The sequence below is a fragment of the Xanthomonas sp. 3058 genome (genome assembly GCF_014199765.1).
GTDB classification, from domain to species: domain Bacteria; phylum Pseudomonadota; class Gammaproteobacteria; order Xanthomonadales; family Xanthomonadaceae; genus Xanthomonas; species Xanthomonas campestris_B.
Genome location: NZ_JACHOF010000004.1, coordinates 303,744 through 324,055, shown reverse-complemented (window position 1 = coordinate 324,055; position 20,312 = coordinate 303,744). Strand labels below are relative to the sequence as shown.

The window sequence follows — 20,312 nt, the reverse complement described above, 5'->3', positions numbered from 1 at the left end:
ACCGCCTGGGAGGGCAAGCCATGAGGCACACCATGTCGCGCTTGGGCGCGATGATGTTTCTGCAGTTCTTCATCTGGGGAGCATGGTTCGTGACCCTGGGCACGTACCTGGTGCAGGGCCCCCTGCAGGCCAGCGCGAGCCAGGTGGCGACGGCGTTCCTCAGCCAGTCCATCGGGGCCATCGTGGCGCCCTTCCTGGTCGGCCTGGTCGCCGATCGCTACTTCGCGGCGCAGCGCATCCTCGCGGTGCTGCACCTCGCCGGCGCGGTGCTGATGTGGCTGGCGTCCACGGCGACGAGCTTCGGCATGTTCTCCGCCTGCGTCATGGGGTACATGCTGCTGTTCATGCCGACGCTGGCATTGGCCAACAGCGTGGCGATGCGGCACATGCAATCGCCGGAAAAGCAGTTTCCGCCGGTGCGCGTGGCCGGCAGCGTCGGCTGGATCGTGGCCGGCGTGCTGATCGGCTGGCTGGGCTGGGAACAGGCGCATCGGCTCGAACTGACGTTCCGGATGGCGGCGATGGCATCGCTGGCGCTGGGCCTGTATGCCTTCACCCTGCCGCACACGCCGCCGCTGGCGCAACAGCGCGACGCCGGGCTGGGACAGATGCTGGGACTGGACTCGCTGCGGCTGCTGAAGTCGCGCTCCTATCTGGTGTTCTTCCTGGCATCCATCGCCATCTGCATTCCGCTGGCGTTCTACTACAACTTCACCAACCCGTATCTCAACGATCTGGGCGTGCGCGGCGCGGCCGGCCTGCAATCGCTGGGCCAGGTGTCCGAAGTGCTGCTGATGCTGGCGATGCCGTTCCTGTTCGTGCGGCTGGGGGTCAAGACGATGCTGGCGCTGGGCATGGCGGCGTGGGTGCTGCGCTACGTCATGTTCGCTTTTGGCGATGCGGGCGGCGGCTTCTCCCTGCTGGTGATCGGCATCGTGCTGCACGGCATCTGCTACGACTTCTTCTTCGTCACCGGCCAGATCTACACCGATGCGCATGCCGGCCCCGCCGCGCGCAGCAGCGCGCAGGGGTTCATCACGCTGGCCACCTACGGCGTGGGCATGTTGATCGGCACCTTCCTGTCCGGCGCGGTCGTGGAGCACTACACCACGGCGGCGGGCCCGGACTGGCAGCAGATCTGGCTGTTCCCGGCCGGCGTGGCGCTGGTGGTGCTGGTCGCCTTCCTGCTGCTGTTCCGCGACCGGCCGGTCGTGGCGGCTGCGCCCTCCACGCATTCAGAGCCCACCCGATGAGCAAGCTCGGAATCGCCATCGTCGGCGCCGGCATGATCGGCGCCGTGCATCGTCGCGCAGCGCTGCTGGCCGGTGCCGAGGTCCGCGGCGTCGCTGCCTCTTCCCCGCAACGCGCACGCGAGGTGGCGCAGTCATGGAACGTGCCGCGCGCCTATCGCGACATCGAGGACGTGGTCGCCGATCCGCAGGTGCAGGTCGTGCACGTGTGCACGCCCAACCATCTGCACCGCGCCATGGCGCAGGCGGCGCTGCAAGCCGGCAAGCACGTGATCTGCGAGAAGCCGCTGGCCACGACCTTGCAGGACGCCCAGGCAGTGGCGGCATTGGCCGCCGCGACCGGGCTGGTCGCCACGGTGCCCTTCGTCTACCGCTACCACCCGGTGGTCCGCGAGGCGCGCGCACGCATCGCGCAGGGCGACCTGGGGCCGCTGCGCCTGATTCACGGCAGCTATCTGCAGGACTGGCTGCTGGACCCTGCCAGCAACAACTGGCGCGTGGACCCGGCACTGGGCGGCGCCTCGCGCGTGTTCGCCGACATCGGCTCGCACTGGTGCGACCTGGTGGAATGGGTCGGCGGCGAGCGTTTCGTCGAGGTCAGCGCAGCGTTCGCCACCGTGATCGCCGAGCGCGGTGCCCTCACCGGGCAGAGCTTCAGCACGCCGGCGGCGGGCGGCGCGATGCAGGCGGTAGCGAGCGAGGACGTGGCCGCGGCGATGTTCAGAACCGGCGCGGGCACGCTGGCGTCGTTGACGGTCAGCCAGGTCTCGGCGGGACGCCGCAATCGCCTCTGGTTCGAGATCGATGGCGCCAGGGCCAGCGTGGCGTTCGACCAGGAGGACGCCGAACGGCTATGGATCGGCCTGCCCGACCAGCGCGAAGAAATCTTCGTGCGCGGGCCGGGTGCCGGCAGTGCCGAACAACGCCGGCTATCCACATTACCGGCCGGGCACGCGCAGGGCTACGGCGATTGCTTCGAGGCGTTTGTCGCCGACACCTATCGCGCCATCGAAGGCGAGCGACCGGAAGGCCTGCCCACCTTCGAAGACGGGGTGCGCTCGGCGCTGATCGTCGATCGCGTCATCACATCGGCCAGGACGCGCGCCTGGACGGCCATCGGTTGAATTCCGGGAGGACTTCTTAATGCATACACCTATCCGCAGGACCGCGACCCTCGCACTGCTGCTCCTCGCACTGCCCGCCTTCGCACGCGACGCCACTGGCCCGCACCCCCCCATCGCGGTGCAGATGTATTCGCTGCGCAACGCCGGCTCGCTCGAGCAACAGCTGAAGATCGTCCACGACGCGGGCGTGGGCGCGGTGGAAACGGTCGGCACGCAGAACGTCAGCGCGGTGGAACTCAAGCGGCTGCTGGACAAGTATTCGATCAAGGCGGTCTCGTCGCACGTGCAACTGGCCGATCTGCGCAAGGACCTGGACGCCGCAGTCGCCTTCAACCGATCGATCGGCAACACCACGCTGGTAGTGCCTTACCTGGACCAGAAGGATCGGCCGACCGATGCCGCGGGCTGGACCGCATTGGGCAAGGAACTGGGCCAACTCTCGAAGCGGGTGCGGGCCAAGGGCATGCGCCTGGCCTACCACAACCACGACTTCGAACTGGTCGACTTCAATGGCAAGACCGGCCTGGAACTGCTGTTCGCCGCGGCCGGCCCCGATCTCGAGACCGAGCTGGACCTGGCCTGGGTCGCGCGCGCGGGCTACGACCCGGCGGTGATGCTGGGCAAGTTCAAGGGCCGCATGTTCGCGGTACACGCCAAGGACAACGCACCGAAAGGCCAGGCCGAGGACGAGGGTGGCTTCGCCGCCGTGGGCAAGGGCGTGCTGGACTGGAACGCGATCCTGCCTGCCGCGGCGGGCGCCGGCGTGCGCTGGTACATCATCGAGCACGACCGTCCGCGCGATCCGGCCACGGTCATCCAGACCGGTGCCGACTACCTGCGTGCACACCTGCCCACCAGCCTGCCCGCCAGCACACAGCGCTAGCACGCGAAGGAGCCCCGCTTGAAAACGATTTTGACAATGGTCGTGGCTCTGCTGGGGGCGACACTTGCGACCACGGCGTGGTCCAAGGACGACCCTGCGGCCGGCGCGCAACTCTACGCAACGAACTGCACCGCCTGCCACGGCGCCAATCGCGCGGGCATCCCAGGCGTGTTCCCTGCGCTCACCGACGTGGGCAAGCGGCTGGAATCGACGCAGATCAAGGAGAAGATCAGGAACGGCGGCGGGTTGATGCCGCCCTTTCCGCAGCTGTCGCAACAGGACGTCGACGACATCGCCAGCTTCCTGGCGGAATAGGACGTCGGCGCTACAGCTCGCGCACCCAGATGTTGCGGTAGCTGACCTTGGAATCGTGCTCCTGCAGGGAGATCGGCGCGCACGCATGCGGCGCGTACGAAGGCGCGCCGATGTACTCGGTCTTGCCAGACAGGACGGTGTCGTCCTGCACCAGCACGCCGTTGTGCAGCACGGTGATGCGGGCGGGCGAAATGAGCCCGCCGCCCTGCGAGAAGCGCGGTGCCTTCCAGATGATGTCGTAGGCCTGCCACTGGCCCGGCGCACGCGAGGCGTTCACCAGCGGAATGGCCTGCTTGTAGATCGCGCCGGCCTGGCCGTTGGCATAGGTCGGGTTGTTGTAGCTGTCGAGCACCTGCAGCTCATACAACTCCTGCAGGAAGATGCCGCTGTTGCCGCGCTGCTGGCCGTCGAAACCGCCGGTCGCGGTAGGCGTGCGCCACTCGACATGCAACTGGATGTCGCAGAAGCGCTGCTTGGTGCGGATGCCCTTGCTCCCCGGCACCACGGTCAGCGCACCGTCGGCGACACTCCAGGGCACGCGTCCGCCCTGCTCCGACTCCCAGGCGGAGAGATCCTTGCCATCGAACAGGACGATCGCGTCGGAGGGCGCGCCGCCCACGGGCGTGGCCACGATCGCGGGCACGGGCTTCCACGCCTCGGTCTTCGCCGGATCGCGCGACGGGTCGCCGCTGGCCTGCGCGAACGCAGGCGCTGCGGCCAGCAGGCAGGCCGCCATCAGCAGGGGTCTGGTCATCGTGTTCCCGGGGAAGTGGCGCATGGGCGAAGCGTTGCGGTCCATCAGTTGGTCGCCCAGGCGGGCGTACCGGGGGCATAGGCCAGGTCACCATCGTAGCGGCCCGGCACGGCGACGTAACGCAGCACCTCGGTCGCGGCGACCTTCGAGGTGAAGAAGCTGAAGATGGCCAGCTGCTTGATCATCGTGAAGTGATGCGGCATCGCGTCCGCCACTTTGGCGGTGCCGGTATCGGTCATTGCAACCACGTGCTTCCTGGCTTCCGCATCCAGGGCGCGCAGCAGCTCGGTGCGGGCCTGCGGCGCGAGCGACACGAAGCGGCCGCCGGCGCGTTTGTCGATCTCGGCCAGGCCGGCGCGGAACGTCGCCTGCTGCCGGGCGGTGTAGCAATCGGTGACGAATTGCGCCATGAACAGGCCGACACCGGCATCCTTCGCCCCCGGCGTTGCGGTCCGCGGCAGGATGGTCTCGGCGATCTCGTCCAGCGTGCCGACATCGGCGGCGGAGAAGGCATTGTTCGCCCTCTCGGCCGGCGCCTGTGCAAGGCCCAGCGCGGGCAGGCCGATCATGGCCGCGCCCGTGGCGGCGACGATCATCTTCAGCAGTTCGCGGCGTTCCATCACAGGTTCCCCGCTTTCAGTTCGCGCACCGCATGGTCCGCTGCCCGTGCGGTCAGCGCCATGTAGGTCAGCGAGGGATTCACGCAGGCGCTGGAGGTCATGCAGGCGCCGTCGGTCACGTAGACGTTCGGCGCGTCCCAGACCTGGTTGTGCTGGTTCAGCACCGAGTTGCTGCGGTCACGGCCCATGCGTGCGGTGCCCATCTCGTGGATGCCCTTGCCCGGGGCGTAGTCGTCATCGTGCATCTGCACATCCTTGACGCCGGCGGCCTCGAACATCTCGGCGGCATCGGCGGCCATGTCCTTGCGCATGGCCTTTTCGTTCGCGCGCAGGGACACGTCCATCGCCAACACCGGCAGCCCCCATTTGTCCTTGCGCTGCGGATCCAGGCGAATCGTATTGTCGTGGTGAGGCAGCATTTCGCCGAAGCCGGTCATGCCGATGCGCCAGTCGCCCGGCTGGGTCAGCGCGTCCTTCAGGTCGGCACCGATGTTCAGCTCGGCGATCTCGCGCGACCAGCCGGTGCGGCTGGCGCCACCCTGGTAGCCGAACCCGCGTAGATAGCCGCGCTTGTCCGCAGCGACGTTGCGGAAACGGGGAATGTAGAAGCCGCAGGGACGACGGCCGAAGTAGTACTTGTCGTCATAGCCCTCGACCCGCCCTGAGGCGCCCGCGCCGAAATGATGGTCCATCACGTTGTGCCCAAGCTCGCCGGACGACGACCCCAGCCCGCCTTCCCAGACATCGGTGGCCGAGTTCATCAGCAGCCAGCTCGAGTTGAAGGAGGACGCATTGAGGAAGATGACGTTGGCGGTGTACTGGTAAGTCTGACCGTTCTCGGCATCGATGATCTCCACGCCCCGCGCACGCTTGCGGTCCTTGTCGTAGAGCACTTCCTTGACGATCGAGAACGGCCGCAAGGTCAGGTTGCCGGTCTTCATCGCCGCCGGCAGCGTCGCCGACTGGGTCGAGAAGTAGGCGCCGTAGGGACAGCCCAGGATGCACTTGTTGCGATACTGGCAATTGACGCGGCCCTGCTCGATCTTGGGCTGGGTGATGTTCGCGGTGCGCGAGTGGATCAGGTGCCTGGTCCCGCCAAAGGCCTTCTTGATCCGCGCGGCCACGTCCTTCTCGACGATGTTCAACGGGATCGGTGGCAGGAACTCGCCGTCGGGCAATACGTCCAGGCCCTCGCGCGTGCCGGCGATGCCGGCGAACTTCTCCACGTAGTCGTACCAGGGCGCGATGTCGGCGTAACGGATCGGCCAATCGGTGGCGATGCCGTCCTTGAGGTTCGCCTGGAAATCCAGGTCCGACAGGCGATAGCTCTGCCGTCCCCACATCAGCGAGCGACCGCCCACGTGATAGCCGCGGAACCAGTCGAATCGCTTGATCTCGGTATAGGGCGATTCCTTTTCGTTGGCCCACATGCCCTGCAGGTTCTCGACCAGGGCGTAGTCGCGCTTCAACACCGGATAGTCGGCCTGCATCGCCTGGGTCGGCCGGTTGTAGTGCGGGAAATCCCACACCTCCTTCATCGCGTTGACGTAGTCCTTGACGTGCTCGATGTTGCGTCCGCGCTCCAGCATCAGGACCTTGAGACCTTTCTCGGTCAGTTCCTTCGCCGCCCAACCGCCGCTGATTCCCGAGCCAACGACGATGGCGTCGTAGTGATTGTCTGCCATGAGTTCTACTTCACCTGGGTGGATAGGGTTTCAGACGTCGCAGAGGCGGATCGCCTCGCGCAGCGAGCCGACGGGATCCGGCGCCGTCGGAATGAATTCCTGCGCCAGATAGCCGTCGAAACCGGTATCGCGGATCGCGCGACAGATGGCGGGATAGTGGAGTTCCTGATCGTCTCCGATCTCGTGCCGGCCAGGCACCCCGGCGGTGTGGTAATGCTTGAAGAACGTGTGATGCTTGCCGATGGTGGCGATGATGTCGCCCTCCATGATCTGCATGTGGTAGATGTCGTACAGCAGACCAAAATGGTCCGAGCCGATCCGCTGGCACAGCTCCACGCCCCATGCCGAGTGGTCGCACAGGTAGTCGGGATGATCGACCCTGGAGTTCAGCAGTTCCATCACCAGCACGACGCCGCGCTTCTCGGCATGCCCGAGGATGCGCTTGAGTCCCGCTTCGGCGTGGGCCATGCCTTCCTGGGCATCCATGCCGTTGCGATTGCCGGAAAAACAGATGAGGTTGCGATAGCCGGCATCGGCCACCAGGTCGATGTGCCGCGTGTAGCGCTCGACCAGCTGGTCGTGGAACTGGCTGCCGGCGAAGCCCTTGTCCAGGCCCATCTCCGCGCCGTTGCACATCGCGCTGTACACGCCATTGGCCTTCAGCGTGGGCCAATCTGCCGGGCCGACCAGATCGATGGCGGCGAACCCAATGCCCTTCACCGTCTGGCAAAGCTGGGCGATCGACTGCTGCGGAAACGTCCAGCGGGCCACGGAATGCTTCAGCTTGCCTTTGCGCGACGTGGCAGCGGCAAACGCAGGCAACATGCCCGCAACGCCGAGGCCAAGGCTCCCGGCGACAGCAACGCGCAGCGCATCTCGCCGCGTGAACCCCGGGGCCGGCGCCGGTCCGCTCGATTGGATAGACATCCGTTTTCCGGCCTCCCAACCGGTATCAAATGCTAAGGATTCGCCGCAATTCAATCGATTGAACCATAAGGTAGGGAATCGCTTTTTTGCAAGACGCAGCGCACGAAACCCATGCTGCAGGGCACAATGCCTGTTGCGCCTGTTGCGCCTGTTGCGCCTGTTGCGCCTGTTGCGCCTGTTGCGCTTGTTGCGCTTGTTGCGCCTGTCGCTGCATGACGGTGATGGAATGTCGAGCGACGCAGCAGTTGGACTGCCAGGTCTGCAGCGAAAAGCAGGCATCCGTAAACCATGGCCCGCGACGCAGGCGAAGCATGGCGAGCAACCGGTGCAGCCATCGCTTCTCCTTGAGGCGATGGCACTGGATTGCCTGGATGATGGTCGGGGTTGCCGTTTCGACGGCGAGTTTCAGGCCTATTTGCCGCGCCGGCTAAGAGCAGCTAACAAAACCTAGCGAGCGCCTGTCAGTGAGTGCAGTGGTTTTGTCGGTCGTATCTTGGTGGATGCCGTCAGAAGTCCAGATCAAACACTGAGTGGGTCGAATGCGCGGTGCCCTCACCGCTCGCGGGACACGCCGTGAACCCGTCCCTGGGGGCTCGGTGGCGGCATCCATGCCGCCACACGGTCCCGCAAGCGGCGAGGACACCGCACCAGAGACTCCGCTGGTTGCTTTGTTTAAACCCATGCATGCCGACCATCTCGACTGGTCCTTGCCCGTCCAGCGTCGCGGGACACGCTGCAAGTACGTCCTTGTAAACTCTTACGCGGCATCCATGCCGCGTAAGGTCCCGCGACGCTGGGCGGGAAAGGGCCCTGCAGCCAGGCCGCAGATAGCCGGCCTGCAGTAGGCTGACGCGAAGTCGTTTTGTTAGCCGCTCTAAGCGCATTCACGACACTTGACCGGTTCCGGTCGGGCTGTCCCCGCCCGTGAGCGACAGCATGCACTCGGCATGAAAGACCGCGCCAAGTCGTTGCTCGCGCTGGCCGCTGGTGAAGCCACGCTGGCGATCAACCTATCCGCGGAGGCAAGAACAGCCAGACGCTCGCCGCTAGCGGGCACGCTTCGGCGCGACATTCCCCAAGCGTGGGAAGCACGACTCCTCTGCCGCCGATCGACCGATACGGCCTGGCTTCGCCCTTCGCTGGGGTGCAGGACGCGAACTCGCGCTGCAGATTCGCCGCGCCGTTCCGTCGATCCATCCTCCTGACACGCGGGGCAGTGTCAACGAAGCCCACTGGATCGAGGTCTTGCGCGCTTACCTGCCAGATCGCGACAAGGTCGGGACTGGCTTTGTGATCGACAGCGCCGGCGGCCACAGCGAACAGATCGAGATCATCATCTTCGATCGACATTTCATGCCACTGTCCCTCGACCAACAGCGGCATCGCTACGCCCCGCCGAAGCGACGTACGCCGTAGTCGTCCCAGCCGTACTTCGACAAGGGCGACTTCACATACGGATCAGCACCATTGAGCAAAAGAAAAGCCCCATAAATAAGGGGCTCTCTTCAGACCTTTACCAACACCTAGCGCTAAGTGTGTCTTAGAACGGAATATCGTCATCCGCAAAGTCATCCATCGGCGGTGCGGACTGCTGCTGCGCCGGCTGCTGACGACGCGGGGCGTAATCCTGCCCGCCGCTGCCCTGCCCGCCGCCACCGCCCTGCTGCTGGCGCGGCGCCTGCGCACGCTGCGGGCGATCGCCGCCCATGCCACCGCCACCGCCGCCTTCACCACGGCCGCCAAGCATCTGCATCTCGTTGGCGACGATGTCGGTGCTGTACTTTTCCACGCCATCCTGGCCGGTGTACTTGTCATAGCGCAGTTCGCCTTCGACGTACACCTGCGAGCCCTTGCGCAGGTACTCGCCGGCGATCTCGCCCAGCTTCCCGAAGAACACCACGCGGTGCCACTCGGTCCGCTCCTGGTTATTGCCCTCGCGGTCCTTGCGCATGCTGGTGGTGGCCAGGCTGACGCGGGTGATCGCCATGCCGGCCTGGGTGTACTTGGTGTCGGGATCGTTGCCGAGGTTGCCGACGAGGATGACTTTGTTGATGCCGCGGGCCATAGATGCTTCCGAGATGATGCGCCGGCGCCAGTGGGGCGCGGCGGTGAATGTCTTGGGCCAATGTTACCGCACCTGCCCGCCCCGGGTGCCGGCGGATCCCCGCACCACCGGGCCGGGGAATGCCGCGTCGGCAGGTCGGAATCCGGGCGCTCCCGGACAGGCCCGACGCTGGCACCGCAAGGGTTTGCGGCCATCGTGGAGGCCGTCGGCCACGGCCGACGGGACGGATCTGGCCCAGACACCTATAATCGACACACACCACGAACGCCTGCGCATGACCATCGCCGAAGACCTCCCCACCGTCCTGGGCCTGCCCCAGATCCAGTCCCTCGCCGCGCCCGACATGGCGGCAGTGGATGCGCTGATCCGCCGCCGCCTGGCCTCGGACGTCGTGCTGATCAACCAGATTGCCGATCACATCATTTCCGCCGGCGGCAAACGCCTGCGTCCGATGCTGGTGATGCTGGCCGGCCACGCGGCGGGCGGCTCCGGCCCGGAGCACCACCAGTTGGCGGCGATCATCGAGTTCATCCACACCTCCACACTGTTGCACGACGACGTAGTGGACGAATCGGACCTGCGGCGCGGGCGCAGTACCGCCAATGCGCTGTGGGGCAATGCGCCCAGCGTGCTGGTCGGCGACTTCCTGTATTCGCGCAGCTTCCAGTTGATGGTCGAGCTGGACCGCATGGAAGTCATGCAGATCCTGGCCGACACCACCAACCGCATCGCCGAAGGCGAAGTGCTGCAGCTATTGCATGTGCACAACCCCGACACCGACGAAGCCGCCTACCTGCGTGTGATCGAGCGCAAGACCGCGGTGCTGTTCGCCGCGGGCACGCGTCTGGGCGCGCTGGCATCGGGCGCGAATGCCGATGTGCAGCAACGTCTGTACGACTACGGCATGCAGCTGGGTTTTGCCTTCCAGATTGCCGATGACGTGCTGGACTATGCCGCCGACGCAGCGGATCTGGGCAAGAACCTGGGCGACGATCTGGCCGAAGGCAAGGCGACCTTGCCGCTGATCCACGCGATGGCCCACTCGGATGCACCCATCAGGGAACGCCTGCGCCAGATCGTCGAACAAGGCGATGCGAACGCAATGCCCGAAGTGCTGACGGCGATCCATGCCACCGGCGGGCTGGAGTACAGCCGCCAACGGGCGGCCGAATACGCTGCTGCTGCCGAACAGGCACTGGACACCTTGCCGGCCAGCCCTGCGGTTGCCGCGCTACGCGGCCTGGCGCGTTATGCGGTGGAACGCACGCATTGATGCACGCCACGGGTGTCACCTGCCGCAATGGTTGAAGCCATCGCAGCGGTGACCGCCGCGCTGGTCGCTACTGATATCTGACGGGTTTGCGTGGCCGGTGGCGAGTGGTCACGCCCTGGCATTGCCGGCAGCGCGATGCAGTCTGATCTACAGCGCGACAACGCAGGATCGCAGACGAGGCGAACTGCATGTTGTGCTGCACATGCAGTGCATGGCCGGATGCAACAAATCATCGCGCCGACCGCCTGCGCATGCCTGCATGACCGCAATGCACCCTGCAGTGCGATCGCTGCCAGCACTCGCGTTGTGCTCGCGCTGCAACCGGGAAAGCGACGCGCCAGGAAGCGCTCTACGGCGCCCCGGCAATACGGCCTCGAAGAAATACCACGCGACTGCAAGCCCACCAGCCAGGTGCAGCATGCGCAGAGGAATCGACACATACCGCTGCTCCACTGCGATTCCTCCACGCATGCGCCACGGCTGCATCGCCGCGCCTGGCCGCGACATCAATCGCCGAAACGCTCGTCGAAGAAATCGCCGAGCATGCGGAACGCACGTTTCGCCGCGCGTGGGTTGTATAGGCAGCCCGGCGGGCTGTTGGCGTCGGCCTCGGCGAAGCAATGCACCGCGCCGCTGAAGTTGACGAACTGCCAATCGGCACCAGCTGCATTCATTTCGGTTTCGAACGCGGCGATGTCCGCCTTGGTCACGCTCTTGTCGTCTGCGCCGTTGAGCACCAGCAGCGGCGTCTTGGCCGAGCCGGCAGCGGCCGGGCTGGGCGTGGCGATGCCGCCGTGCAGGCTGACGACGCCGGCCAGCTGCGCGCCAGCACGCACCAGCTCCAGCACCGTCGTGCCACCGAAGCAGAAGCCCACCGCACCGATCCGCGATGCATCCAGCGGCGCCTTGCCGGCCTGCGCCTTGAGCACGTCGACCGCTTTCAGCGCGCGTGCGCGCAGCGTCGGCGGGTCCTTCTTCAACGCGCCAGCGAACTGCCCGGCCTCGCTGTCGTTGGCCGGACGCTTGCCCTTGCCGTACACATCGGCAACCAGCACCACATAATCATCGCCCGCCAGTTGCTTGGCCTTGGTCACCGCCGACTCGTTGACGCCGCGCCAGTTGGGCACCATCACCAGGCCCGGGCGCTTGGCATCGCCGGCATCGTCGTAGACCAGCACGCCACTGAAGGTGTCCTTGCCGATCTTCCATTCCAGCGGCTTGGCCTGCATCGCGGCGGTCGCCGGAAATGCCAACGAGGCCAAGACGCCGATCAACCCAACGCCACGCCATGTCCATTGCTTGTGCATGTGCTTGCTCCCGGGAATGTCCGGCGAGTGTAGGCGCTACTGCCGTGCAGGCCGGGTCATTGGAGGCGACCACAGACCAATCGCGTCGGCGTTCTGCCACGGCCATCGAAAAAACGCAGGGCCACAACGCGATCGACGCAGCGCTACTGCACGCCCAAGCCGGGAATCGCGCTGATTGCCGCCGGGTCGAAACCGGCCAGCTGGGCAAAATGCCGACCACGCGCAACGTAATCGCTGTAGGCGCCGAAGCTGGGCGCGCCCGGCGACAGCAGCACCACACCGCCCTGCTCGCCCAGCGCCTCGCGCGCCAGCCGCATTGCGTGTTCCAGGTCGTTGGCGGCATGCAGGCCGAAGCGACCGGCCGCGGCCAACGGAGCCAGCAGCGCATGGATGCGCGGCCCGTTCGCACCCATGGTGACAATTTCCAGCGGCGCCTGCTGCGCCATCTGCGCGGCAAAATCCTGCCAGTCCAGTCCGCGATCGTGTCCACCCACCAGCAAGGCCACACGGCGTTGCGCAAAGCAGGCCAGCGCCGCCAACGACGCATGCGGCGTGGTGCTGATCGAGTCGTTGACGTAGCTGATGCCGTCCACGCTGCCGAGCAACTGCAGGCGATTGGGCAATGGACAAAAGCTCAGCGCGGCCGGCGCCAGTGCTGCCGCATCCAGCCCCAACGCTTCCACCGCTGCCAGCACCGCGCACAGGTTGCGCCGGTTGTGTTCGCCGGGCAGCGGCACGTTGGCGGTATCGAACACAGGCTGCTCGCCGCGATACACCACGTCGCCGCGCAGATGCCAGCCATCGGGATGGTTGAACCAGCGCACCTCGCTGTCCGGCAACTGCAGCTGCGTCAGATGCGGATCGGCGGCGTTGAGCAATGCAATGCGCGGCCGGCCTTCGGTGACCAGCGACAGCTTGTCGCGCATGTATGCCGCGTCGCTACCGTGCCAGTCCAGATGTTCGGGAAACAGGTTCAACACCAGCGCCAATTGCGGACGCGCACCGCTGCGCGCCACTTCACCGGTCTGGTAGCTGGACAACTCGATCGCCCAATACGCCGGTGGCGGTTGCGGCGCCAGTACTTCAAGCAAAGGCTGGCCGATATTGCCGACCAAGGCGGTGCGATGTCCGGCCGCACGCAACAGATGCGCCAGCAGCGCGGTGGTGGTGCTTTTGCCCTTGGTGCCGGTGACGCAGATGGCACCCGGCACGCTGCCATCGGCAAGCGCATGCTCGGCAAACCACAGCGCGGTGCCGCCAATGAATTGCGTGCCGTGCTCGGCGGTGGCGGTTTGCGCTTCAGTGCGATACGGGCTGATGCCCGGCGACTTCACCACGATCTGGAAGCGGCCCAACGCCTGCGCGCTGGCCTCGGTTTGCACGTACAACGCGGCATCGGCCAGCGTCTCCAGCTCGCGCGCTTCTTCGGCGTTGCAGAATATCGTCAGCGATTGGGTGGGCAACACGGCGCGCAGCGCGCGATAGGCCGCGCGTCCTTCGCGCCCCCAACCCCACAACGCAACCGCCCTGCCCTCAAGCTGCGAAATTCGCACGCACGCGCTCCCACAGCGCCGATGGAACACGGTGCTCGCCATCGATGGCCATCAACGGCTCCAGCTGCAATTCCTGCTGGTCCAGCTGCGGTTGGATCTCGCGGATGAAACGCATCACCAGCGCGTCTTCCTTCCATTCGGCACGGCTGGCCAGTACCGCCATCGCCGCGCGCGACTCGCGGCCTTCGCCAACGCATTCGAACGGCTTGTGGTCCTGGAATTCCAGCAGCGCATCGTAGCCGCCGGCCTGGGTTGCATCGTCGAGCAGATTGCGCCCGAAGATGTTGACCAGGCGCGTCTTGGGCATGAACGGCGCCAACGCCAGGAACACGAAATGGCACTTCGGGCAGACGCCGCACCAGCGATGTACCGGGCGCTCGCCCATGATGTGGAAATTGCGGTTGCAGCTGGAAAAATGCGCGTCGTAGTGATCGGTCTTGGCGAACTGCCGCGCCACCGCCAACTCCGACAACGGCCGCAGCAACGAGTAGTACCGCAGATCGGCCGCCACATGCCGCTGCACATAATCGCCGAACGCCTGCTCGAACGCCCACCCCTTGGACCACTGGTGATTGACCTCGCCGGTGCCGGGAATCTGGCTGCCGTAACTGGCCGAACGCTCGTTGGAAAACACCACCTGGTCCACGCCATTGAGCAAGGCCGACAACACCAAAATGGCCGAATTCACGGCGGTCACCGGAATATGCCCGTTCCACGCGCCCTGCCGATTGAGCTCGAACAATTCCGGCGCCAGCACGCGGCCGATGTTGAGCACCGGCAAACCGGTGCGCTCGGCGCAGGCGCGGATCAATTGCGAACCGCCGATCCAGCTGACGGTCTGATCGATGCCGGCATGACGCAAGGCTTCGATGCTGACCAGCGAATCCTTGCCGCCACCGATCGCAACCAAGGCATGCTCGCGCAGGCCCAGCGCCGGCGCATCGCCAGCGGCGTGTGTACCGACAGGAAAATTGATCTTGCCGTGCAGGTTCAAGCCGTTGCGATAGGCGAACTCACCCAGTCCATGCAGGTAGACGCTTTCCACCAGCGCAGCGGTATCGGCATCGATGCTGTAGCTGTCGATGGCAATGGTCGGCGGCACCGCGGCCTTGTAGTAACTCACGCCCGCGATGAGGTGCAGCAACTGCAAGGCCTGTTGCACGGCGGCGGCACGCGCGCCGTCCAGCACGAATGGCGCACCGGGCACGGCAACGGTTTCCACAAGCTCCGGCCCTTGATCGAAGGCATACACCAGCGTCGCCACGCCGGTCTGCGCGTCGAGTGCGCAACGCACGAAACGGAAGGTGGAAATCTGGTGTTTGTCGAAAGCGCTCATGGACTACCTGCTGGAACACGCACACGACGCAGATAACGTCGGCACAGGACATATTCAATCATGGAAAACGGCACCGCAGCCCACAGCAGCGGCAGGCAACCGAACAGCACCGCCAGCAACAGCACATCCGGACGTGCAGTCGTGGCATCGCCGGACACCGCGAAGGCGGCGGCGAGATACAGCGCCACCACCGGCACATAACTCAGCGCGCTCAACAGCACCGTGCGCACCGCCATCCCGCCACTGCGACGCGTGGGAATCCGCGCATCGCGCCGACGTTGCCAACGCCCGGCCAAGCACGCGCCGATACCGGCGGCGACCAGCGCGGGCAGCGCCCATTTGAAGGTGTCGCTCCACGGCATGCCCAAACTCGGTTGCTGGAGCGCGGTGGCGAACACGATCGCAGCACCACCGGCCAGCGTACTGAGTGCAACGAACTCAGCCTGCGGGCGCATCGATCACCTCTTCGCGCGGCAATTCGCGCTGGTTGTAAGTGCTGGCCATCGAGTAGCCGTAGGCACCGGTATCGGCCAGCAGCATCACATCGCCCGGCGCGGTCGCGGCAGGCAGACGACGGCGCTTGCCGAACACATCCGACGACTCGCAGATCGGCCCGACGATATCGAACCCACCATCGGCGGGCGCATCGAGCTGGCTGAGGTTTTCGATATCGTGCCAGGCGTCGTACAGCGCGGGACGGATCAGCGTGTTCATGCCCGCATCCAGGCCCACACGCTGTACGCCGTCCTTTTCGATCACTTGCGTGACCTGCGCCAGCAGCACGCCAGCTTCGGCCACCAGATAGCGGCCCGGTTCGATCGCCAGGCGATAGCCCGGATGCACGGCCTTGACTTCAGCCAGGCCCTTGGCCCACAGCTCCAGATCGAACGGCTCGTCTTCGGCGCTGTACGGAATCGGCAAGCCGCCACCGATATCGATGGTCTCCACCGTGCCGATGCGGCGCGCAAAGCCGGCCAGTTCGTCGTACATCATCCGCCAGTGCTCGCCGGTTTCCACGCCGCTGCCCAGGTGCGCGTGCACGCCGGTGATGGTGACCTCGAGCGTGCGCGCCACTTCGACGAACTCATCCACGCGCGTGGACGACAACCCGAACTTGGATGCCTTGCCGCCGGTGTTGACCTTTTCGTGATGCCCGTCGCCGTGCCCCAGGTCGATGCGCAACCACACGTTGCGGCCGCGGAACACCTCCGGCCAGCGGCGCAGCGCTTCGACGTTGTCCAAGGTGACGGTCACGCCCAGCGCGAAGCCGGCTTCGTATTCGGCCTTGGGGGCAAAACTCGGCGTGAACAGCACACGGCGCGGCGACAGCTCGGGCAAGGTATCGAACACGCGGCGCAGCTCGCCGTGCGAGACGCATTCCAGCCCGAAGCCGGCCTGTTCCAACGCCATCAGGATCGCCGGATGCGCATTGGCCTTGATCGCGTAATAGCGCTGATCCACCGCCGCGATCTGCGCCAGCGCCTGCGCGCGCGCGCGCACCGTGGGCAGGTGATAGACGTAACGCGGCGTACCGGCCTTGGAGAGCGTGAGCAAATGCGTGCGCTCGGCATGCCACCACGGCGTGGGGCGCGGGCGCACCGAGCCGATGATCTCGCGCCAGCGCGGGCCGAACACCTCGCCCTCGCTCACCGGCATCGCGCCACTGTCGATCAACTCGCCGTGCAGGATCGGCAACAAGCCATCGGCATCGGCTTCGTCGATGACGAAGGTCAGGTTCAAGTCGTTGGACGATTGCGAAATCATGTGCACGCGTTCCTGCCCGAACGTGGCCCATACATCGGAGAGCTTGTGCAGCAGCGAGCGCATGCCGCGCCCGACCAGCGTGATCGCCGCGCAAGGAACAATGATCTTGACCTTGCAGATCTGCGACAGATCGGCCGACAACGCCGCCAGCACATCGGTGTTGACCAGGTTCTCGGACGGGTCCAGCGACACGGTGACATTGGTTTCGGCCGAGCCGATCAGATCCACCGACAAACCATGCTTCTTGAACAACGTAAACACATCGGCCAGGAAGCCGACCTGCTGCCACATCCCGATGCCTTCCATCGACACCAGCACGATGCCGTTGCGGCGGCTGATCGCCTTGACGCCCAGCACCGGCTCGGCATTGCCGTCGATACTGGTGCCCGGCAGGTCGGGGCGCTCGGTATCCAGGATCGCCATCGGCACGCCCGAATCGCGGCACGGCTTGATCGAACGCGGATGCAGCACCTTGGCGCCGGTGGTGGCGATTTCCTGCGCTTCGTAATAGTCCAGGCGGGTCAGCAGCCGCGCGTCCGGCACTTCCTTCGGGTTGGCGCTGAACATGCCAGGCACATCGGTCCAGATTTCCACCCGGCTGGCGCCCAGCAGCGCACCGAAATACGCCGCCGAGGTATCCGAGCCGCCGCGCCCCAGAATCGCAGTGCCGCCATCGGCATGCCGCGAAATGAAACCCTGGGTAATCAGCAAGCGTGCGGGCTGCGCATCGAAACGCGCGCGCCAGTCCGCATCGGACTGCCACTGGCACGACACCGACAGGCGCTTGGACCATTCGCTCTGATTGGGCTGCGCCGGCAATGCCGACAGCCACTGGCGCGCATCCAGCCAGCCCATGTCCAGGCCGCTGGCGTGCAGATACGCCGCGCCGATGGTGGAAGACAGCAACTCGCCCTGCCCCAGCACCTCGGCCTGCCAGTCCAGCGTGCGCGTTGCCGCGCGCGCATCGCCCAGCAAGGCATGCAGCGCAGCGAGTCGCTCGCCCAGCACTGCATCGGCATCGAGTTCGAGCTCGGCCAGGAACGCGCGGTGACGCTGCTCCAGCGCGACCACGCGCTGCGCGCTGTCGGCGGCACCATCGGCGATCGCGGTGAGTTCGTTGGTCACGCCCGACAGCGCAGACACCACCACCAGCACGCGGCCGCCGGTTTCGTTCGCCCGTTTGCTCGCCAGTGTTCCAATCGTGTCCCAGCGATGACGACGCGACACCGAGGTGCCGCCGAACTTGAGGACGATCCAACGATCGGTAGTGTGGGAAGCTGACATTGAGATAGGCGTTTAGGAGTGGGGGGGAAGCCGGAAAGCCGGGCGCAACCCCCGATTCTACTGCCAATGCCGCTCAGGTGACCCCGCGTGCGATCACAGCATGCCGACAGTCGCCCGCCCTTCCACAACGGTTTGTACTGCAACCATCGGCACGCACGCCATCGACCGAGATCCGCTTCCCATGAGCAAGCACCGCTACCTGCAACTGGACGTCTTCGGCGGCCCATCCGGCAACGGCAATCCGTTGGGCGTGGTCCTCAACGCAGAGGTGTTGTCGTCCGAGCAGATGCAGCAGATCGCCGCGTGGCTGAACCTGTCGGAGACGGTGTTTTTCCTGCCGGTCAGCGCGCCGGATGCCGACTACCACATCCGCATCTTCACTCCGCGCGCCGAGTTGCCGTTTGCCGGCCACCCCAGCGTCGGCGCTGCCTGGGCGGCGGCGACGCACGGGCTGGTCTCGTACAAACACGACGGCAGGCTGCACCAGCAATGCGCGGCCGGCGTGCTGCCGGTGGACGTGATCGACCGGCATGGCGCGCTGCTGGTACGGCTGCGGGCACCGCGTGCGCGGGTCATCGACACTGGCGAGGTGCAGGTTGCCGCACTGCGCGCGGCCTGTGCCGGCCTGCAGCTGGCCGGGCAACCGGCAGCGCTGTGGAACAACGGTCCGAACTGGTGGTTGCTGGAACTGGCCGATGCCCAGGCGGTGCGACAGGCCCTGCCGGATCTTGCGGCAATCGGCCGGTTGACCCAGGCCAGCGCGGCCGTTGGCCTGGCCATCTATGCGCCCGACACCGCCGGCGATGCGGATCTGGTGGTGCGCGCCTTCTGCCCCGGCGACGGCATCCCGGAAGATCCGGTCACCGGCAGCGCCAACGCCTGCATCGCCGCGCGCCTGCACGGTGAAGGGCGCTTGCCCGGTGAGGCCTCGCGCTATAGCGCCAGCCAGGGCCGCGAGGTCGGCCGCGATGGCCGCGTGCATCTGGAGGTGGATGACGCAGGCGAAGTGTGGATCGGCGGAACGACGCGACAAATGATCGAGGGGCGTCTCGATTGGTAAGCTGCCGCGCCCTGTTCGCGGATCTGCCACCATGACCACCCGCCGTTTCCTGCAACTGGATGTGTTCTCCGCCCGCCCCGGCAGCGGCAATCCGCTGGCGGTGGTGCTGGATGCCCAGGGCCTGGACGATGCCGCGATGCAGGCGATCGCGCGTTGGACCAAGCTGCCGGAAACCACCTTCGTATTTCCGGCAGCGGATGCGCACAGCAGTTATCGGCTGCGAATGTTCTCGCCGCAAAAAGAAGTGCCGTTTGCCGGCCATCCCAGCGTCGGAACCGCCCATGCGGTACTGGAAGCCGGGCTGGCCGCGCCAGACGACGGCGTGCTGATCCAGGACGGTATCGCCGGCCAGCTGCCGCTGCGCGTGGAGCAGATCGCAGGTCACCGCAGCATCGCCATCCGCACCCCGCGCGCCCGCGTGGCCGAGCAGGTGGAGGCCGACGACCCGCGTCTGCGCGATGCGCTACGCGGCTGGCCACTCGGCAGCCTGCCGCCTGCACTGATGGACGGCGGCCGCACCTGGTGGGTGGTGGAGCTGGCCAACGAAGCCGCACTGCGTGGCCTGCAACCCCATTGGGACGCGATCGCCGCGCTGGCCGAATCCACCGGCAGCATGGGGGTGTTCGCCTACGCACGCGCCACCGCACCAGGCGCCTACGACCTTGCAGTACGCGCCTTCGTCGGCAACGGCCGGCGCTTCGAGGACGCCGCCTCCGGCGCGGCCAACGCGGTGCTCGCCGCCTGGCTGGACAGCCGCAGCGCACTACCCGGCAAGGAGCGACGCTACGTGGTCAGCCAGGGCCGCGAGATCGGCTTCGATGCCTTGCTGGAACTGCGCATCGATGCCGACGGCGATGTGTGGTCGGGCGGCCAGGTGCAGACGGTGATTCGCGGAACGCTGGACTGGGAATGATCGCGTCTGATCCTGCGGCCTGACGCGCGCCGAATGACAGCACCCGACGCGCAGCGCTGCGCAAGGTGGCACTCGCGGTTCTCACGTCGCCGCCGAAGACGTGCATGAAGAAACGCACGACCTGCACGTGTCGAGGAACCGCAGGCCTGACGCGCAGGCACGGTGTCGGGTCTGTGCTGCTGGATCACGTCTGCCACCA

General features: G+C 66.1%; 19 protein-coding genes. 8 read left to right on the top strand and 11 right to left on the bottom strand.

The annotated features are described in order from the left end of the window. The first annotated feature begins 20 nt into the window (after nucleotides 1-20). The 4 genes from GGR61_RS08565 to GGR61_RS08550 are packed head-to-tail and all read left to right on the top strand — an operon-like array spanning nucleotide 21 to nucleotide 3,572. Nucleotides 21-1,253: a nucleoside permease gene (locus GGR61_RS08565; protein ID WP_184621124.1), complete on the top strand. Its 1,233-nt coding sequence runs from the start codon at nucleotides 21-23 to the stop codon at nucleotides 1,251-1,253. Continuing rightward, a complete protein-coding gene (locus GGR61_RS08560) occupies nucleotides 1,250-2,374 on the top strand; it encodes a Gfo/Idh/MocA family oxidoreductase (RefSeq protein ID WP_184621123.1) in 1,125 nt (374 codons plus the stop codon). Before GGR61_RS08565 ends, GGR61_RS08560 begins: the two co-directional genes overlap by 4 nt. A 19-nt stretch (nucleotides 2,375-2,393) precedes the next feature. Then, complete coding sequence (locus GGR61_RS08555) at nucleotides 2,394-3,257, top strand: sugar phosphate isomerase/epimerase (protein WP_184621122.1); 864 nt, start codon at nucleotides 2,394-2,396, stop codon at nucleotides 3,255-3,257. Nucleotides 3,258-3,293: 36 nt separating this feature from the next. Continuing rightward, nucleotides 3,294-3,572, top strand: coding sequence for a cytochrome c (locus tag GGR61_RS08550; protein ID WP_184621166.1), 279 nt, complete (start codon nucleotides 3,294-3,296; stop codon nucleotides 3,570-3,572). Between the two features lie 10 nt (nucleotides 3,573-3,582). Here the strand turns inward: GGR61_RS08550 and GGR61_RS08545 are convergent, their stop codons facing one another. From GGR61_RS08545 to GGR61_RS08530, 4 genes are read right to left on the bottom strand one after another with little or no spacing between them, the layout of a single operon-like run. Continuing rightward, on the bottom strand, nucleotides 3,583-4,326 hold the full coding sequence (locus GGR61_RS08545; protein ID WP_184621121.1) for a DUF1080 domain-containing protein: 744 nt from the start codon (nucleotides 4,324-4,326) through the stop codon (nucleotides 3,583-3,585). A 44-nt stretch (nucleotides 4,327-4,370) separates the two neighbouring features. Then, nucleotides 4,371-4,946 (bottom strand): gluconate 2-dehydrogenase subunit 3 family protein, encoded by a 576-nt coding sequence (locus GGR61_RS08540; RefSeq protein ID WP_184408932.1) that lies wholly within the window; start codon nucleotides 4,944-4,946, stop codon nucleotides 4,371-4,373. Beyond that, nucleotides 4,946-6,631 carry a GMC family oxidoreductase gene (locus GGR61_RS08535; RefSeq protein ID WP_184621120.1) on the bottom strand — a complete coding sequence of 562 codons (1,686 nt, stop codon included), beginning with the start codon at nucleotides 6,629-6,631 and terminating at the stop codon, nucleotides 4,946-4,948. The genes GGR61_RS08540 and GGR61_RS08535 overlap by 1 nt, the downstream gene beginning before the upstream one ends. Nucleotides 6,632-6,661: 30 nt before the next feature. Beyond that, nucleotides 6,662-7,558, bottom strand: a complete 897-nt coding sequence (locus GGR61_RS08530) for a TIM barrel protein (protein WP_184621165.1) — start codon at nucleotides 7,556-7,558, stop codon at nucleotides 6,662-6,664. Between the two features lie 133 nt (nucleotides 7,559-7,691). Between GGR61_RS08530 and GGR61_RS08525 the strand changes: the two genes are divergently transcribed. Continuing rightward, nucleotides 7,692-8,009 carry a hypothetical protein gene (locus tag GGR61_RS08525; protein ID WP_184621119.1) on the top strand — a complete coding sequence of 106 codons (318 nt, stop codon included), beginning with the start codon at nucleotides 7,692-7,694 and terminating at the stop codon, nucleotides 8,007-8,009. Between the two features lie 554 nt (nucleotides 8,010-8,563). Here the strand turns inward: GGR61_RS08525 and GGR61_RS08520 are convergent. Next, complete coding sequence (locus GGR61_RS08520; protein ID WP_184621118.1) at nucleotides 8,564-8,941, bottom strand: hypothetical protein; 378 nt, start codon at nucleotides 8,939-8,941, stop codon at nucleotides 8,564-8,566. Between the two features lie 157 nt (nucleotides 8,942-9,098). After that, nucleotides 9,099-9,623 carry a single-stranded DNA-binding protein gene (gene ssb, locus GGR61_RS08515; RefSeq protein ID WP_184621117.1) on the bottom strand — a complete coding sequence of 175 codons (525 nt, stop codon included), beginning with the start codon at nucleotides 9,621-9,623 and terminating at the stop codon, nucleotides 9,099-9,101. Between the two features lie 274 nt (nucleotides 9,624-9,897). Here ssb and GGR61_RS08510 point away from each other — a divergent pair, with 274 nt between their 5' ends. Next, on the top strand, nucleotides 9,898-10,896 hold the full coding sequence (locus GGR61_RS08510; RefSeq protein WP_184621116.1) for a polyprenyl synthetase family protein: 999 nt from the start codon (nucleotides 9,898-9,900) through the stop codon (nucleotides 10,894-10,896). A 506-nt stretch (nucleotides 10,897-11,402) separates the two neighbouring features. On the opposite strand, the gene GGR61_RS08505 is transcribed toward GGR61_RS08510, so the two are convergent. The 5 genes from GGR61_RS08505 to GGR61_RS08485 form a co-directional block, all read right to left on the bottom strand. After that, entirely contained in the window at nucleotides 11,403-12,203 is an 801-nt protein-coding gene (locus GGR61_RS08505) for a dienelactone hydrolase family protein (RefSeq protein WP_184408926.1), read from the bottom strand. Nucleotides 12,204-12,346: 143 nt separating this feature from the next. Continuing rightward, entirely contained in the window at nucleotides 12,347-13,756 is a 1,410-nt protein-coding gene (murD, locus tag GGR61_RS08500) for a UDP-N-acetylmuramoyl-L-alanine--D-glutamate ligase (RefSeq protein ID WP_184621115.1), read from the bottom strand. Beyond that, nucleotides 13,737-15,092 (bottom strand): UDP-N-acetyl-alpha-D-muramoyl-L-alanyl-L-glutamate epimerase, encoded by a 1,356-nt coding sequence (gene murL / locus GGR61_RS08495; RefSeq protein ID WP_184408924.1) that lies wholly within the window; start codon nucleotides 15,090-15,092, stop codon nucleotides 13,737-13,739. Before murL ends, murD begins: the two co-directional genes overlap by 20 nt. Beyond that, on the bottom strand, nucleotides 15,089-15,547 hold the full coding sequence (locus tag GGR61_RS08490; RefSeq protein WP_184621114.1) for a hypothetical protein: 459 nt from the start codon (nucleotides 15,545-15,547) through the stop codon (nucleotides 15,089-15,091). Before GGR61_RS08490 ends, murL begins: the two co-directional genes overlap by 4 nt. After that, a complete protein-coding gene (locus GGR61_RS08485) occupies nucleotides 15,531-18,140 on the bottom strand; it encodes a bifunctional aspartate kinase/diaminopimelate decarboxylase (RefSeq protein WP_184621113.1) in 2,610 nt (869 codons plus the stop codon). Before GGR61_RS08485 ends, GGR61_RS08490 begins: the two co-directional genes overlap by 17 nt. A gap of 181 nt (nucleotides 18,141-18,321) precedes the next feature. On the opposite strand from GGR61_RS08485, the gene GGR61_RS08480 reads away from it, so the two are divergent. Together GGR61_RS08480 and GGR61_RS08475 are read left to right on the top strand one after the other, a co-directional pair. Continuing rightward, nucleotides 18,322-19,200 carry a PhzF family phenazine biosynthesis protein gene (locus GGR61_RS08480; RefSeq protein ID WP_184408921.1) on the top strand — a complete coding sequence of 293 codons (879 nt, stop codon included), beginning with the start codon at nucleotides 18,322-18,324 and terminating at the stop codon, nucleotides 19,198-19,200. 31 nt (nucleotides 19,201-19,231) lie between these two features. Beyond that, nucleotides 19,232-20,113, top strand: a complete 882-nt coding sequence (locus GGR61_RS08475; protein WP_184621112.1) for a PhzF family phenazine biosynthesis protein — start codon at nucleotides 19,232-19,234, stop codon at nucleotides 20,111-20,113. Nucleotides 20,114-20,312: the final 199 nt, after the last annotated feature.

What these genes read in the sequence shown, in the direction of transcription:
- GGR61_RS08565 (WP_184621124.1), top strand. Translation starts at nt 21, where the DNA reads ATGAGGCACACCATGTCGCGCTTGGGCGCGATGATGTTTCTGCAGTTC.
- GGR61_RS08560 (WP_184621123.1), top strand. Translation starts at nt 1,250, where the DNA reads ATGAGCAAGCTCGGAATCGCCATCGTCGGCGCCGGCATGATCGGCGCC.
- GGR61_RS08555 (WP_184621122.1), top strand. Translation starts at nt 2,394, where the DNA reads ATGCATACACCTATCCGCAGGACCGCGACCCTCGCACTGCTGCTCCTC.
- GGR61_RS08550 (WP_184621166.1), top strand. Translation starts at nt 3,294, where the DNA reads ATGGTCGTGGCTCTGCTGGGGGCGACACTTGCGACCACGGCGTGGTCC.
- GGR61_RS08545 (WP_184621121.1), bottom strand. Translation starts at nt 4,326, where the DNA reads ATGACCAGACCCCTGCTGATGGCGGCCTGCCTGCTGGCCGCAGCGCCT.
- GGR61_RS08540 (WP_184408932.1), bottom strand. Translation starts at nt 4,946, where the DNA reads ATGGAACGCCGCGAACTGCTGAAGATGATCGTCGCCGCCACGGGCGCG.
- GGR61_RS08535 (WP_184621120.1), bottom strand. Translation starts at nt 6,631, where the DNA reads ATGGCAGACAATCACTACGACGCCATCGTCGTTGGCTCGGGAATCAGC.
- GGR61_RS08530 (WP_184621165.1), bottom strand. Translation starts at nt 7,558, where the DNA reads ATGTCTATCCAATCGAGCGGACCGGCGCCGGCCCCGGGGTTCACGCGG.
- GGR61_RS08520 (WP_184621118.1), bottom strand. Translation starts at nt 8,941, where the DNA reads ATGCCGCTGTTGGTCGAGGGACAGTGGCATGAAATGTCGATCGAAGAT.
- ssb (WP_184621117.1), bottom strand. Translation starts at nt 9,623, where the DNA reads ATGGCCCGCGGCATCAACAAAGTCATCCTCGTCGGCAACCTCGGCAAC.
- GGR61_RS08510 (WP_184621116.1), top strand. Translation starts at nt 9,898, where the DNA reads ATGACCATCGCCGAAGACCTCCCCACCGTCCTGGGCCTGCCCCAGATC.
- GGR61_RS08505 (WP_184408926.1), bottom strand. Translation starts at nt 12,203, where the DNA reads ATGCACAAGCAATGGACATGGCGTGGCGTTGGGTTGATCGGCGTCTTG.
- murL (WP_184408924.1), bottom strand. Translation starts at nt 15,092, where the DNA reads ATGAGCGCTTTCGACAAACACCAGATTTCCACCTTCCGTTTCGTGCGT.
- GGR61_RS08490 (WP_184621114.1), bottom strand. Translation starts at nt 15,547, where the DNA reads ATGCGCCCGCAGGCTGAGTTCGTTGCACTCAGTACGCTGGCCGGTGGT.
- GGR61_RS08485 (WP_184621113.1), bottom strand. Translation starts at nt 18,140, where the DNA reads ATGTCAGCTTCCCACACTACCGATCGTTGGATCGTCCTCAAGTTCGGC.
- GGR61_RS08480 (WP_184408921.1), top strand. Translation starts at nt 18,322, where the DNA reads ATGAGCAAGCACCGCTACCTGCAACTGGACGTCTTCGGCGGCCCATCC.
- GGR61_RS08475 (WP_184621112.1), top strand. Translation starts at nt 19,232, where the DNA reads ATGACCACCCGCCGTTTCCTGCAACTGGATGTGTTCTCCGCCCGCCCC.